Origin of the sequence: Microbacterium marinilacus (assembly GCF_019753765.1) — a bacterium.
Classification (GTDB): domain Bacteria; phylum Actinomycetota; class Actinomycetes; order Actinomycetales; family Microbacteriaceae; genus Microbacterium; species Microbacterium marinilacus.
The window spans coordinates 271,849-285,717 of sequence record NZ_JAIJZW010000004.1; the positions used below are offsets into that span (position 1 = coordinate 271,849).

Here is a 13,869-nt window from a genome sequence, read left to right on the forward strand (position 1 = left end):
GCCGCCGCCCCACGATCGTTACGCTGATGCGGTGACGCACGCACCGCTCGATGGGCCGGACTTCCCGCAGAGGGCCCTGGTGTACTGGTACAAGAGGCCTGTTCTCGCCATCGCCCGTCCGGGTGCGTTGACGTATGACGGCAGGTCCATCACGTGCGTAGACAACGAGTTCGACCCGGTCTTCGGTGCCCCGCTGGCGATGGTGACCGTCAAGAGGCGTTTCGGGGTCTTCCAGGTCTGCGTCGACGGAAGGCACGTCAGCTATCTGAGCCCGATTCGCGGTCTGCTCTCCCCGGCACCGAGCGAGCGCTTGCTGAGATCCCTCGACATCACCATGCGGCGTTCCTCGCGGGGGCGGCTTGTCGAGGCCCGTGGCCGTCGTCATGCGGGACGGATCAGGAACCGCTCCGCGGGTGACGAGTCCGTCTTCTCCGGTCCGTTCAGCTGGACAGATGCCGCGACCGACTACGTCCTGGGCGTTCAGCGACTGGGAAGACTGTTCAGCGAGATCGGTGTGTGGAGACCGTGACGTTCGGTCACTGATGGGCGCCTTTCCGGCAGGCTCGACGCGCTCGACTCGGTGCGCGACCCGGCGACCTCGCCGGTCAACGCCAGCCGAGGGCGGGCGCCACCTCCGTCAGGATGGACTCGATGAGGTGGGTGTTGTAGTCGACGCCCAACTGGCTCGGGATCGTGATGAGGAGGGTGTCGGCCTCGGCGATCGCCTCGTCCCGGCGCAGGTCCTCCACGAGGCGCTCCGGCACGTCCGCGTACGAGCGCCCGAAGATCGCCCGCGTGTGCTGGTCGATGTACCCGATCTGGTCCTCGTGCTCTCCCCCGCCGACGAAGTAGCGGCGGTCGCGCTCGTCGGTGATCGCCACGATCGATCGCGAGACCGACACGCGGGGCTCGAAGTCCCACTCGTGCTGCGCCCACTCCTCGCGGAACAGCCGGATCTGCTCCGCCTGCTGCACGTGGAACGCCTGACCGTCCTCGTCGTCCTTGAGCGTCGAGCTCATGAGGTTCATGCCCTGCTGGGCCGCCCACTTCGCGGTGGCGTTCGATCCTGCTCCCCACCAGATGCGCTCGCGGAGCCCCTCGGCGTGCGGTTCGAGCCGCAGGAGCCCGGGCGGGTTCGGGAACATCGGCCGCGGGTTCGGCTCCGCGAAGCCCTGGCCCTCGAGCAGCTGCAGAAGCAGCTCCGTCTTGCGGCGCGCCATCTCCGCGCCGGTCGGGTCGTCGTCCGCACTCGAGTAGCCGAAGTACTTCCAGCCGTCGACGACCTGCTCGGGTGACCCGCGCGAGATGCCCAGCTGCAGCCGGCCGTCGGAGATCAGGTCGGCCGATCCGGCGTCCTCGACCATGTACATCGGATTCTCGTAGCGCATGTCGATCACGCCGGTGCCGATCTCGATGCGCGACGTCTTGGCGCCGATCGCGGCGAGAAGCGGGAACGGCGACCCCATCTGTCGGGCGAAGTGGTGCACGCGGAAGTACGCGCCGTCACCCCCGACGTCCTCGACGGCCTGCGAGAGGTCGATGGCCTGGTGCAGCATGTCGCCGCCGCTGCGTGTGCCCGACTCGGGATGAGGGGTCCAGTGCCCGAACGAGAGGAAACCGATCTTCTTCACCTTCGCTGCAACCCGGCGCCGCCCGAATCCATTCCGGCGAATGCAGAAGAGGGTCGGTGTCCGCTCTCCCTCAGGACGTGGAGACCATGCCGAGCAGCGAGACGACGACGAACGCGACCACCGGCAGCATCAGGGCGCCGAGCGCGACCGCGTTGAGCAGGAGGTGATCGCGCAGCAGCGCCGCGAACTCCCGCAGCAGCGCACTCGGAACGTAGTAGCGGGCGGTGCGGGCACCGATCGCCTGACCGGCGATCCCGAGCCGTCGCAGCAGGTTCGCCGCGCGGAACGCATGATAGTCGCTCGTCACAGCCAGCACAGGGCCACGGACATCGCGCTCTGCCAGCAGCGTCTGCGACAGCGTGAGGTTCTCCTCGGTGTTGGTGGACTGGCGCTCGATCAGGATCCGGTCGCCGGGGGCACCGATCTCGCGCGCGTACTCCGCCATCGCGTCGGCTTCGCTGCGGGGCTCGTCGGCACCCTGTCCGCCGGACAGCACCAGGACCGACGCGGGGTGTGCGCGCTGCGTCTCGACGCCGAGTGCCACGCGCTGAGCGAGAAGCGGGGTCACCTTGCCGTTCGCGAGGCCCGCGCCGAGCACGATGACCGCGCTCGGCGACGGGGCGCGACGGGCGAGGAGCGCGTACACCCGCGACCAGCCGAGGAAGGCGACGAAGGCGGTGCCGACGTAGCCGATCGGGGCGATCAGGAGCAGCAGTGCCACGGCGAGATGCAGCCAGCTCGCGACGAACGCCACCACCGCCAGCGCGAGGACGCCCAGCACAGCGATACCTGCGAGCAGGGACAGGGCGTGAGCCGGCGACACGCGCTCGCGGCGCAGCATCGTCACGCCGTTGGCCACGAGGGCGCCGCCGAGCGCGAGCCCGGAGACGAGCGGGACGAGGAGCAGCATGAGCCCGCCCACCAGGTTCCGCGCGTCATCGTCGAGTCGCGCGAGCGCGGCGCCGAGCTCCAGCACCAGGCCCACCAGCGATGCGACCAACGATGCGGCTCCGAGCGTGAGCAGCACGCCCGGCAGCAGCCGTCGCGGGTCGTGCCGCGCGAGCGCGACGCCGAGGAGGAGGAAGACGATGGTGAGGAAGCCCGGCACGCCTCCAGCCTAGGTACCGGGAGGCGGACGCACGGGAGCGCCATGGCCCGGGATGCGCAGCACGTCGTGGCGGCTGGCGCGGCTCTTCTCAGGCGGTGCCGGGCGCTACGTCGAGCCAGGTCGGGTACTTCGCCGACCGGTGATCGCCGGACGACGTGCCCGTGAGGCGGCGCCGCACCCACGGGCCGACGTGGGCCCGGTAGTACGCGGCGCCACGAAGGCGCGTGCCGGACTCGTGCGGCAGATCCCACCAGGTCGGCTCGGGCTCGAGGTCGAGGGCCGAGAGCACCCGAGCGGCGACACGATGGTGGCCGCGTGCGTTCATGTGGAGGCGATCCTCGGACCAGAACGACGGTCCCGCCAGCTGCTGATCCGGCCAGTTCAGGGCGCGGATGACGTCGGGGCGGTCGGCGATGCGTCCGACGACCGCGGCCGACAGCGCGTCGCCGCGTCGGCGCACGAGACCTCCCAGCGGCAGGCCGCGAGAGGGATCCGCGCCCGACAACAGGATGAGCTGGACACCCTCCTCGTCGCACCGGCGCAGCACCCGCGAGAACGCGTCGGCGATGTGCGAGATGGCGGTGCGCGGGCGCAGCATGTCGTTGCCTCCGCCGTTGAAGGACAGATGCGTGGGGCGCAGGGCCAGGGCCGCCTCGAGCTGCTCGTCGACGATCGGCCAGGCGAGCTTGCCGCGGATCGCGAGGTTCGCGTAGCGGATGGGCGCTCCCGCCGCGTCGGCCCACCCCTGGGCCAGGAGGTCGGCCCACCCGCGCGTGATGGTCACGCCGGTGTCATCGGTCAGCTCATCGCCGACGCCCTCGGTGAAGGAGTCGCCGATCGCGACGTAGCGCACGTCAGTCACGGCGTCAGTCTATGCCGCCACGGGCATGTGGGCGTCGGGGCCCTCACACGGTCGGCAGACGCTCGTCCAGCGGCACGCCCTTGCGATCCGCCAGGGGGATCACGCCGATCGCCGCGATCGCGAAGAAGATCGAGAAGACCACGAACAGGAGCCCCGCCCCGCCGATGCCCAGGGCCCAGGGCACGAAGAGCGGCGCGACGATGGAGGCCAGGCGGCCGACGGCGGCCGCCCACCCGGCTCCGGTCGCGCGCATCGACGTCGGGTACAGTTCCGGGCTGACGGCGTAGAGCGCGCCCCAGGCGCCCAGGTTGAAGAACGACAGCGCCATGCCCGACGCGATGATCTGCCAGACCTCGGTCGATCCGCCGAACAGCAGCGCGGCGACGGCCGACCCGACGAGGAACGTCGCGAGTGTCGCACGTCGCCCCCACACCTCGATCAGCCAGGCCGCCGCCGCGTAGCCCGGCAGCTGCGCGAGCGTGATGATCAGCGTGAAGCCGAACGATCGGACGAGGTCGAACCCCTGGGCGAACAGGATCGAGGGGATCCAGATGAACGCGCCGTAGTAGGAGAAGTTCACGCAGAACCAGACGAGCCACAGCGCGCCGGTGCGGGCGCGCAGAGCGGGAGCCCACAGCGCCGCGACCGCCGCGAGGCCGCGGGGTGCGCGAGCGGCGGGCTCGGGCCGAGCCATAGGCTGCGGCTGAGCGGCAGACATCGGCTCGGAGGCGGCGGGAGACTCCACGGGAGCGCGGCCGGCGGCGGTCTCGAAGTCCCGCACGATGCGCTCGGCCTCCGCCACCCGTCCACGGCTCTCGAGGAATCGCGGCGACTCCGGGAGCGCCCAGCGGACGACGAGCGCGTATGCCGCCGGGATCGCGCCGATCGCGAAGGCCCACCGCCAGCCGTCCTCGAGCGGGACGACGAAGTACCCGATCACTGCCGATGCGGTCCAGCCGACCGCCCAGAACGCCTCGAGGATCACGACGAGGCGTCCGCGGATGCGGACGGGGGCGAACTCGCTGACATAGGTCGACGCGACCGGCAGCTCGGAGCCGAGCCCGAGGCCCACGAGGAAGCGCAGCACCAGCAGGGCCGCCACTCCCCCGACGAGCGCGCTCGCCCCGGTGGCGATGCCGTAGATCAGGAGAGTGAGCGCGAACACCGATCGTCGTCCCAGCCGGTCGGCGAGCAGTCCGCCGACGCTGGCCCCGATCGCCATGCCGATGAAGCCGACCGACGCGATCCAGCCGGTCTCCGTCGTCGTGAGCTGCCACTGCACGCTGAGCGCAGCGATGATGAACGAGATCAACCCCACGTCCATGGCATCGAGCGCCCACCCGATGCCGGAGCCGGTGAGCAGGCGGAGGTGCTTGCGGGTGAAGGGCAGCGTGTCGAGGCGAGCGGACGGTGACGTCATGCCCACAGCCTAATGGTCAAATAGACCTTTTAGGCGGACGGGGGCGGCTCCTCGTCGGCGAGCAGCTGCCGCACCATCGGCGCGACCCGCGTGCCGTACAGCTCGATGCTGCGCAGCAGCTTGTCGTGCTCGAGCCCGCCGTTCGCGAACTTGAGGTCGAACCTGGTCAGGCCGAGGGTCCGCACGGTGGCTGCGATCTTCCGGGCGACGCGTTCGGGCGATCCCGCGAAGCCCGCGCCCTCCGGGCCGACCTCGTTCTGGAACTGCAGCCGGTTGTAGCCGCCCGACCAGCCGCGCTCCCGACCGATCTTCTCGCGCATCGCTGCCATCTCCGGGTACAGCTCGTCCCAGGCCTGCTCGTCGGTCTCGGCGATGTGCCCGGGCGAGTGCACGCCGACGGGCGCCGAGGGTCGTTCGAACGAGGCCAGCGAGCGGTGGAAGAGGTCGACGTATGGGCGGAACCGGGCGGGCGCGCCGCCGATGATCGCCAGCATGAGGCCGAGCCCGTGGCGCGCGGTGCGGACCACGGACTCGGGCGAGCCACCGACGCCCACCCACGCCGTCAGGCCGCTCGCCGTCTTGGGGAACACGTCGGCATGGTCGAGCGCCGGGCGCATCGTGCCCTGCCAGGTCACGGGACGCTCGGTCAGGAGCGCCGCGAACAGCTCCAGCTTCTCCTCGAACAGCGCCTCATAGTCGCGGAGGTCGTAGCCGAACAACGGGAACGACTCGACGAACGAGCCGCGCCCCAGGATGACCTCGGCACGGCCGTTGGACACGGCATCGAGCGTGGCGAACCGCTCGTACACCCGCACGGGGTCGTCGCTCGAGAGCACGGTCACCGCGGTGCCCAGCCGGATGCGCTCGGTCGCCGACGCGATCGCGGCGAGCACGATCTCGGGGCTCGAGACCGCGAACTCGTGGCGGTGATGCTCGCCGACTCCGAAGAACGACAGCCCCACCTCGTCTGCCAGTCTCGCCTGCGCCACGACGTTGCGGATCGTCTGGGCGTCGCTCACGGGATGCCCGTCGACGCCCCGCGTCACGTCGCCGAAGGTGTCCAGTCCGAGTTCGATGTCCATGCGCATCCTCTCTATGCATCTGCATAGAACGACGAGGGCGGGCGCGTATTCCCCGGTCGCGTCGACGCCGGGATGCCGCGGCCGCCCCTCAGCCCAGGAGCGCCGCGCGCAGCGTGTCGAGTCCCACGCCGCCGAGGTCGAGCGCGCGCTTGTGGAACTCCTTCATCGAGAACGCGTCACCGCGTGCGGCGCGGTACGAATCCCGAGCCTGCTCCCACAGGCGCTGGCCCACCTTGTAGGCAGGGGCCTGCCCGGGCCACCCGAGGTAGCGGTTCACCTCGAACCGCACGAACTCGTCGGACATGTTCACGTTCGCCCGCATGAACTCGAGCGCGTAGTCGGCGTCCCACGTCCCGTTGCCGTCCGGTCGCGGCTTGCCCAGGTGGACGCCGATGTCGAGCACCACGCGCGCAGCGCGCATCCGCTGGCCATCCAGCATGCCCAGGCGGTCGGCCGGGTCGTCCAGGTACCCGAGCTGCTCCATGAGCCGCTCGGCGTACAGTGCCCATCCCTCGGCATGGCCGGAGGTGCCGGCGAGCAGCCGGCGCCAGGAGTTCAGCTGAGCACGGTTGTAGACCGCCTGCCCGATCTGCAGGTGATGGCCCGGCACGCCCTCGTGGTACACCGTGGTCAGCTCGCGCCAGGTGTCGAACTCCGTGACGCCCTCGGGCACGGACCACCACATCCGGCCGGGGCGGGAGAAGTCGTCGGTGGGGCCGGTGTAGTAGATGCCGCCCTCCTGGGTGGGGGCGATCATGCACTCGAGACGGAGAACGGGCTCAGGGATGTCGAAGTGTGTGCGCCCCAGCTCGGCGACGGCCCGGTCGCTGGTGGCCTGCATCCACGTGCGCAGCGCCTCGGTGCCTCGCAGCTTGCGCTGGGGGTCCCGCTCGAGGTGGGCCACGGCCTCCTCCACGCTGGCACCCGGCAGGATCTCGCCGGCGATCGCCTCCTGCTCGGACGTCATGCGCGCGAGCTCGTCGATGCCCCACTCGTACGTCTCGTCCAGGTCGACGACGGCGCCGAGGAAGCGACGAGAATGCAGCGCGTACAGCTCTCGCCCGACCGCGTCCGTCTCGGTCGCCGCGGGCGCGAGCGTCTCGGACAGGAAGCGCGCGAGCCGGTCATAGGCGTCGCGGGCGGCGCTCGCCGAACGCTCCAGGTCGGCGCGCAGCGAGTCCGGCAGCGGGGCGGGGCCGCTGCCGGCTCCCGCGACGAGCGTCGCGAAGAACCCGTCATCGGCGGTGTAACGCGGGATCTGCGCGGCCACCTCGCGCACCTGCCGCACGGCCGGCACGACGCCGAGGCGGACGCCTTCGGCCAGGGTGTCGGCATAGCCCTCGAGCGCTGCAGGCACCGCTGCCATCCGACGGGCGATCATCGCCCAGTCCTCCGTCGACTCGGACGGCATCAGGTCGTACACCTGGCGAACGTCCTGGGCGGCGCTGGCGATCACGTTGATGTCGCGCAGGTGCCAGCCCGCCTCGTGAAGCTCGTCGTCGAGCCGCAGCTCGGCCCCGAGATCCGCCTGTGTCACGCGGTCGACGTCGTCCTGGGGCGTCGCGCCGTCCAGCTCGGCGAGGACGCGCCTCCGCACCTCCCGCGCGCGCTCGTTCCCGCTCGGGCTGAAGTCGTCGTAGCGGTCGTTGGCCTCGTTGCGCCCGATGTAGGTCGCCGCGATCGGCGAGAGGCCCACCACCTCGTCGACCCACCGCTCCGCGATGCGGTCGATCTCCGTCTGCTCACGCTGCTGCTGCGTCATCCTCGGCGGCTTCCTCTCGTCGTAGCGGTCCATCCGCTGCGCGCGCTCAGTGCGCGGCCTCGTTCCAGTCGGCGCCTCGACCGACCTGCACGTCGAGCGGCACGGTCAGCTCGGCGGCGGCCCCCATGCGCTCGCGGACGATGCGCTCGACGTCGTCCCATTCGCCGGAGGCGACCTCGATCACGAGCTCATCGTGGATCTGCAGCAGCACGCGCGAGCCCATGCCCCGCAGATCCTCGTGGATGCGGAAGAGGGCGATCTTCATGATGTCGGCGGCGCTGCCCTGGATCGGGGCGTTGAGCGCCGCGCGCTCCGCGTTCTCGCGCAGCACGCGGTTCGGGCTCGTCAGGTCGGGGAACGGTCGACGGCGGCCGAAGATCGTCTCGGTGTAGCCGTCGACCCGCGCCTGCTCCACCGCGGAACGCAGGTAGTCGCGCACGGCGCCGAACCGCGCGAAGTACTCGAGCATCAGCGACTTCGCCTCGGACTGCTCGATGCGCAGCTGCTTGGAGAGCCCGAACGCCGAGAGCCCGTAGACGAGGCCATAGGACATCGCCTTCACCTTGGTGCGCATCGCGGGGGTGACGTCCTCCGGAGAGACCCCGAAGACGCGCGCGCCGACGAAGCGGTGCAGGTCCTCTCCCGTGTTGAACGCCTCGATCAGCCCGGGATCGCCGGAGAGATGGGCCATGATGCGCATCTCGATCTGCGAGTAGTCGGCGGTCAGCAGCGCGTCGTATCCCTGCCCGACCTCGAAGGCAGCGCGGATGCGCCGCGACTCCTCGGTGCGCACCGGGATGTTCTGCAGGTTCGGATCGGTGCTGGACAGGCGACCGGTCTGGCTGCCGGTCTGCACATACGTCGTGTGGACACGTCCGTCGGCGCCGATCGCGGCGTCGAGGCCGTCGATGATCTGCTTCAGCTTCGTGGCCTCGCGGTGCTGCAGGAGCAGGTCGACGAACGGGTGCGGCGCCTTCTCCTGCAGGTCGGCGAGCGCACCGGCGTCGGTCGTGTACCCGGTCTTGGTCTTGCGGGTCTTGGGGAGCTGCAGCTCCTCGAACAGGACCTCCTGCAGCTGCTTCGGCGAGCCGAGGTTCACCTCGCGCCCGATCGCCGCGTAGGCGTCCTGCGCGAGCTTCTCGGCGCGGCCGCCCAGCTCGCCGGAGAAGCCCGACAGCTTCTCGTGCGACACCGAGACGCCCGCGAGCTCCATGTCCGCGAGGGCGATCACCGAGGGCAGCTCGATGTCGGTGAGCACCGTCAGCACGCTCTCGGGCAGCTCCTCCCGCAAGCCCGCTGCGACCCGCAGGGTGTACCAGGACAGCTGCGCGGGGGTCGCACCCTCGGTCTCGGGGACGAGCTGCGACGGGTCGGCCTCCGGCAGCTTCTCGCCGAGGTACCGCTCCACGAGGTGACCGAGCGTGCGGTCGGGGAAGCTCGGGCGCTGCAGCCAGCCGGCGAGCAGGACGTCGAAGGCGAGGCCGCCCACCGCGAGTCCCGCACGTCCGAGAGCCTTGATCTGCGGCTTCGCATCCGCCAAGACCTTGGGGGCATCGGAGGAGATCCACGGCCCGAGCGCGTCGGCCAGCTCGTCGGACCAGCTCGCCTCCACCGCCTCCGTGCGGGTGGCGAGACCGACCCGGTCGGGCAGCCCGGACAGCACGGTGACGGTGACCGCCACCTCTCCCTCGGCGCCGGCGGCCCAGGCGGCCAGCTCGTCGGCGGAGAGCTCCCGCGGCGAGGGCGCGGGCGTGGCGGCCTCCGCAGGCTCGTCGTCGACGGCCCCGACCGCCTCGAACACGCGCGGCAGGAGGGTGCGGAACTCGAGGCGGGCGAAGACGTCGCGTACCGCCTGTGCGTCGAGGGACCGCATCTCCAGGTCGTCGGGACCGACGGGCAGCTCGACGTCGCGCAGCAGGCGGTTGAGCCGACGATTGCGCCGGACGTCCTCGATGTGCTCGCGGAGGTTCCCGCCGACGACGCCCTTGATCGTGTCCGCGCCGTCGAGCAGCGCGTCCAGCGACCCGAACTGGGTCAGCCACTTCACCGCGGTCTTCTCGCCGACCTTCGGCACACCGGGCAGGTTGTCGCTCGTCTCCCCCACCAGGGCGGCGATGTCGGGGTACATCTCGGGCGCCAGCCCGTACTTCTCGACGACCGCCTCGGGGTCGTACCGCTTGAGCTGCGAGACGCCCTGCACCGACGGGTAGAGCAGCGTGACGTCGTCGTCCACGAGCTGGATCGTGTCGCGGTCTCCGGAGCACACGAGCACCCTGTAGCCGTCCGCCGACCCCCGCGCGGCGAGCGTGGCGAGGATGTCGTCCGCCTCGAAGTCGGGCTTCGTCAGGACCGTCACGCCCATGGCCTCGAGGCACTCCTGCAGCAGCGGGATCTGGCCCTTGAACTCGGCGGGCGTCTCGGACCTGTTGGCCTTGTACTCGGTGTACTCGCGGGTGCGGAACGACTCGCGGGACGTGTCGAAGGCAACCGCCAGATGCGTCGGCTTCTCGGCCTTGAGGAGATTGACGAACATCGACAGGAAGCCGTAGATGCCGTTCGTGTGCTGTCCGTCCTTGGTCGTGAAGTTCTCGACCGGCAGCGCGTAGAAGGCGCGGTACGCGAGCGAATGGCCGTCGACGACCAGGAGGGTAGGCTTTGCGGAGTCCGTCACCATGCCAGCCTAACGAGGGGCTGGGACATACCGAGGAGTCAGATGTCCGACCTCTCCCCCGGCCTCGAGTGGCTCCATCGTCGCGGGATCGGCGTGCTCGCCGAACGCATGGGCGTGCGTTTCGCCGAGTTCACGACCGAGCGCTCCGTCGCGACCATGCCGGTCGAGGGGAACACGCAGCCGGTCGGGCTGATGCACGGAGGCGCGTACGTGGTCCTCGGCGAGACGATGGGGTCGATGGCCGCCAACTACCACGCGGGCCCCGGTCGCCTGGCGGTCGGCCTCGACATCAACGCGACCCACACCGGGTCGGCCCGCAGCGGCGTCGTCACCGCCACCTGCACGGCGATCCACCTCGGCCGCAGCACGACGGTGCATGAGATCGTGGTCGCCGACGAGACCGGCAGGCGGTGCTCGACGGTGCGGATCACCAATCTCATCAAGGACCTCCCCGCGACCTGATCGCCGGCGCCCGCCGTCCGTCCCGTCGCGCGGTCAGTCTTCGAGGATCCGCTGGAACAGCAGGTGATCCTGCCACTCGCCGGCGATGCGCAGATATGCGACGGCCAGTCCGAACCGCTCGAAGCCGGAGCGCTCCAGCACTCGTTGAGACGCGGCGTTGTGCAGGAGCGTGCCCGCCTGCAGCCGGTGCAGCCCGAGCTGGTCGCGACAATGCGCTGCGACCGACCGCAGGGCGGCGGTCATGATGCCGCGTCCGGCCAGCTCCCGCTCCGTCCAGTAGCCCACGCTGGCGCTCTGCGCCGCCCCGCGCACGATGTCGGTGACGTTCAGGCGCCCGACGATGCGCGCGTCGGCGTCCTCGAGCACCCAGCGCGAGGCCGCTCCGCGGCGCTGCTCGCCGAGCGCCAGCCTGAGCTGGGCATCCTGGGACGCGGACGTGTAGAAGTCCTCGGTGCGCAGCGGCTCCCACGGCGCCAGGTGCTCGCGGTTCCGCCGGTACGCCGAAGCGAGAGCGGCTCCGTCACCCTCGGCGAGGGGACGGAGCCGGATGTCCTCGGGGAGCGTGCGCTCGATCACGCCTTCTTGGGCGACAGCTGCTCGATGATCGCCTTGGCGACGTCCTGCATCGTCAGACGGCGGTCCATCGAGGCCTTCTGGATCCAGCGGAACGCCTCGGGCTCGGACAGCCCCATCTTCTCGTTCAGCAGCCCCTTGGCGCGGTCGACGAGCTTGCGCGTCTCGAACCGCTCGACCATGTCGGCCACCTCGGCCTCGAGCGTGATGATCTGCTCATAGCGGGCCAGGGCGATCTCGATCGCCGGCAGCAGGTCGTTCGGGGTGAACGGCTTGACCACGTACGCCAGCGCGCCGGCCTCGGTGGCCCGCTCGACGAGCTCCTTCTGGCTGAACGCCGTCAGCAGCACGACGGGCGCGATGTGGTTCTTGTTCAGCCGCTCGGCCGCGCTGATGCCGTCCAGCTGCGGCATCTTCACGTCCATGATCACCAGATCCGGACGCAGCTCGGTCGCCAGCTGCACGGCGGTCTCGCCGTCGCCCGCCTCGCCGACCACGTCGTATCCGTTGTCCCGGAGGATCTCGACGATGTCGAGGCGGATGAGGGACTCGTCCTCGGCCACGACAACACGGCGCGGTGCCGCGGGTGCCTGCCCGGTCTGCTCTTCGCTCACCTGTACATCCTAATTCGTCAGGGCCCTGGGTTCCCGGAGCCACGCTCGCCTCGATACGTCGTGCCGGTGGTGGGACTCGAACCCACACGCCCTTGCGGACAGCGCATTTTGAGTGCGCCGCGTCTGCCATTCCGCCACACCGGCCCGGAGAACGACGATACCGCCTCGCCCGGGCTGCCCCGGCGAGGCGGTATCGACGTGAGAGGCCCTACTTCTCCTGGTACACGGGCGCGGCGCCCTGCACGGCGTCGCCGACCTTGTGCACGCGCAGGTCGTTGGTGGAGCCGACGATCCCGGGAGGGGAACCGGAGATCACCACGACCTTGTCGCCGATCTGCGCCAGGCCGTTCTCGAGCAGATACTCGTCCACCTGGTGGAACATCGCGTCCGTGTGCTCGACCATGTCCACGAGCGTCGACCGCACGCCCCAGGTGAGCGCCATGCGGTTCTGGATCGCGGCGTCCGGGGTGAACGCGATCATCGGACGGTGCGAGCGCAGTCGCGACATCCGGCGGGCCGAGTCGCCCGACTGGGTGAAGACGCACAGGAACTTCGCCTCCACGAAGTCGGCGACCTCGACCGCCGCGAGGGTGATCGCGCCGCCCTGCGTGCGGGGCTTCGTCCGAAGCGGCGGGATCCGCTCGAGGCCGTGCTCCTCGGTCGACTCGACGATGCGGGCCATGGTGGCGACCGTGACGACGGGGTGCTCCCCGACGCTGGTCTCGCCCGAGAGCATCACGGCGTCGGCGCCGTCGAGCACCGCGTTCGCCACGTCGCTCGTCTCGGCGCGCGTGGGAACCGGGTTCGAGATCATCGACTCGAGCATCTGCGTCGCGACGATGACGGGTTTCGCCATGCGGCGGGCCAGCTCGACCGCGCGCTTCTGCACGATCGGGACCGCCTCCAGGGGCAGCTCGACGCCGAGGTCGCCGCGGGCGACCATGATGCCGTCGAAGGCGTCGACGATGTCCTCCAGCGCCTCCACCGCCTGCGGCTTCTCGATCTTCGCGATGATCGGGACGCGGCGCCCCTCCTCCGCCATGATCACGTGGGCGCGCTGGACGTCCTTTGCGTTCCGCACGAACGACAGGGCGATCAGGTCCGCGCCCTTGCGCAGCGCCCAGCGCAGATCCTGCTCGTCCTTCTCGCTCAGGGCGGGGACGTTCACCGCCGCGCTCGGGATGTTGATGCCCTTGTTGTTGGAGACGTTGCCCGCGACGATCGTCTTCGTGGTGACGGTCGTGTCGTCCGCCTCGACGACCTGGAGGCGCACCTTGCCGTCGTCGATCAGGAGGAAGTCCCCGGGCTTGACGTCCTGCGGCAGCCCCTTGTAGGTGGTGCCGCAGATGTCCTTGGTGCCCTCGATGTCCTCGATCGTGATGCGGAAGATGTCTCCCTCGGCGAGGAAGTGGGGCCCGTCGGAGAACTTGCCCAGGCGGATCTTGGGGCCCTGCAGGTCGACGAGGACGGCGACGGGCTTGCCGACGTCCTGCGCGGCCCCGCGCACGTTCTCGTAGTTCGCATCGTGGACGGAGTAGTCGCCGTGGCTGAGGTTCAGGCGGGCGACGTCGACGCCGGCCTCGATCAGCTCACGGACCTTCTCGCGTGTCGATGTCGCCGGCCCGAGGGTGGCGACGATCTTGGCACGTCTCAACTGCATACCTTCCGCACAGAGTCACTCAGC

The 13,869-nt window shown here is 70.3% G+C and carries 12 protein-coding genes and 1 tRNA gene; 2 read left to right on the forward strand and 11 right to left on the reverse strand.

Annotation, left to right across the window (positions count from 1 at the left end):
• Window positions 1-31: 31 nt before the first annotated feature.
• Window positions 32-529 (forward strand): hypothetical protein, encoded by a 498-nt coding sequence (locus tag K5S26_RS09115; RefSeq protein ID WP_221857656.1) that lies wholly within the window; start codon window positions 32-34, stop codon window positions 527-529.
• A gap of 76 nt (window positions 530-605) precedes the next feature.
• Here the strand turns inward: K5S26_RS09115 and K5S26_RS09120 are convergent, their stop codons facing one another.
• The 7 genes from K5S26_RS09120 to polA form a co-directional block, all read right to left on the reverse strand.
• Window positions 606-1,631: an LLM class flavin-dependent oxidoreductase gene (locus K5S26_RS09120; protein WP_221857657.1), complete on the reverse strand. Its 1,026-nt coding sequence runs from the start codon at window positions 1,629-1,631 to the stop codon at window positions 606-608.
• Between the two features lie 70 nt (window positions 1,632-1,701).
• Entirely contained in the window at window positions 1,702-2,739 is a 1,038-nt protein-coding gene (locus K5S26_RS09125) for a YdcF family protein (protein ID WP_221857658.1), read from the reverse strand.
• A gap of 88 nt (window positions 2,740-2,827) precedes the next feature.
• Window positions 2,828-3,601 carry an SGNH/GDSL hydrolase family protein gene (locus K5S26_RS09130; RefSeq protein WP_221857659.1) on the reverse strand — a complete coding sequence of 258 codons (774 nt, stop codon included), beginning with the start codon at window positions 3,599-3,601 and terminating at the stop codon, window positions 2,828-2,830.
• A 43-nt stretch (window positions 3,602-3,644) separates the two neighbouring features.
• On the reverse strand, window positions 3,645-5,021 hold the full coding sequence (locus K5S26_RS09135) for an MFS transporter (protein WP_221857660.1): 1,377 nt from the start codon (window positions 5,019-5,021) through the stop codon (window positions 3,645-3,647).
• A gap of 29 nt (window positions 5,022-5,050) precedes the next feature.
• Entirely contained in the window at window positions 5,051-6,103 is a 1,053-nt protein-coding gene (locus K5S26_RS09140; RefSeq protein ID WP_221857661.1) for an LLM class flavin-dependent oxidoreductase, read from the reverse strand.
• 88 nt (window positions 6,104-6,191) lie between these two features.
• A complete protein-coding gene (locus tag K5S26_RS09145) occupies window positions 6,192-7,865 on the reverse strand; it encodes a DUF885 domain-containing protein (RefSeq protein WP_221857662.1) in 1,674 nt (557 codons plus the stop codon).
• Window positions 7,866-7,911: 46 nt separating this feature from the next.
• Window positions 7,912-10,536, reverse strand: a complete 2,625-nt coding sequence (gene polA, locus K5S26_RS09150) for a DNA polymerase I (protein ID WP_221857663.1) — start codon at window positions 10,534-10,536, stop codon at window positions 7,912-7,914.
• Between the two features lie 42 nt (window positions 10,537-10,578).
• On the opposite strand from polA, the gene K5S26_RS09155 reads away from it, so the two are divergent.
• Window positions 10,579-10,998, forward strand: coding sequence for a hotdog fold thioesterase (locus tag K5S26_RS09155; protein ID WP_221857664.1), 420 nt, complete (start codon window positions 10,579-10,581; stop codon window positions 10,996-10,998).
• 33 nt (window positions 10,999-11,031) lie between these two features.
• Here the strand turns inward: K5S26_RS09155 and K5S26_RS09160 are convergent, their stop codons facing one another.
• From K5S26_RS09160 to pyk, 4 genes are all read right to left on the reverse strand, one after another.
• The gene (locus K5S26_RS09160; protein ID WP_221857665.1) at window positions 11,032-11,574 is read right to left on the reverse strand and encodes a GNAT family N-acetyltransferase; all 543 of its coding nucleotides are present in this window, start codon (window positions 11,572-11,574) and stop codon (window positions 11,032-11,034) included.
• Window positions 11,571-12,185: an ANTAR domain-containing response regulator gene (locus tag K5S26_RS09165; protein WP_221857666.1), complete on the reverse strand. Its 615-nt coding sequence runs from the start codon at window positions 12,183-12,185 to the stop codon at window positions 11,571-11,573. Before K5S26_RS09165 ends, K5S26_RS09160 begins: the two co-directional genes overlap by 4 nt.
• Before the next feature lie 61 nt (window positions 12,186-12,246).
• Window positions 12,247-12,329 (reverse strand) — tRNA-Leu (locus K5S26_RS09170).
• A 64-nt stretch (window positions 12,330-12,393) separates the two neighbouring features.
• The gene (pyk, locus tag K5S26_RS09175; protein WP_221857667.1) at window positions 12,394-13,839 is read right to left on the reverse strand and encodes a pyruvate kinase; all 1,446 of its coding nucleotides are present in this window, start codon (window positions 13,837-13,839) and stop codon (window positions 12,394-12,396) included.
• Window positions 13,840-13,869 lie beyond the last annotated feature (30 nt).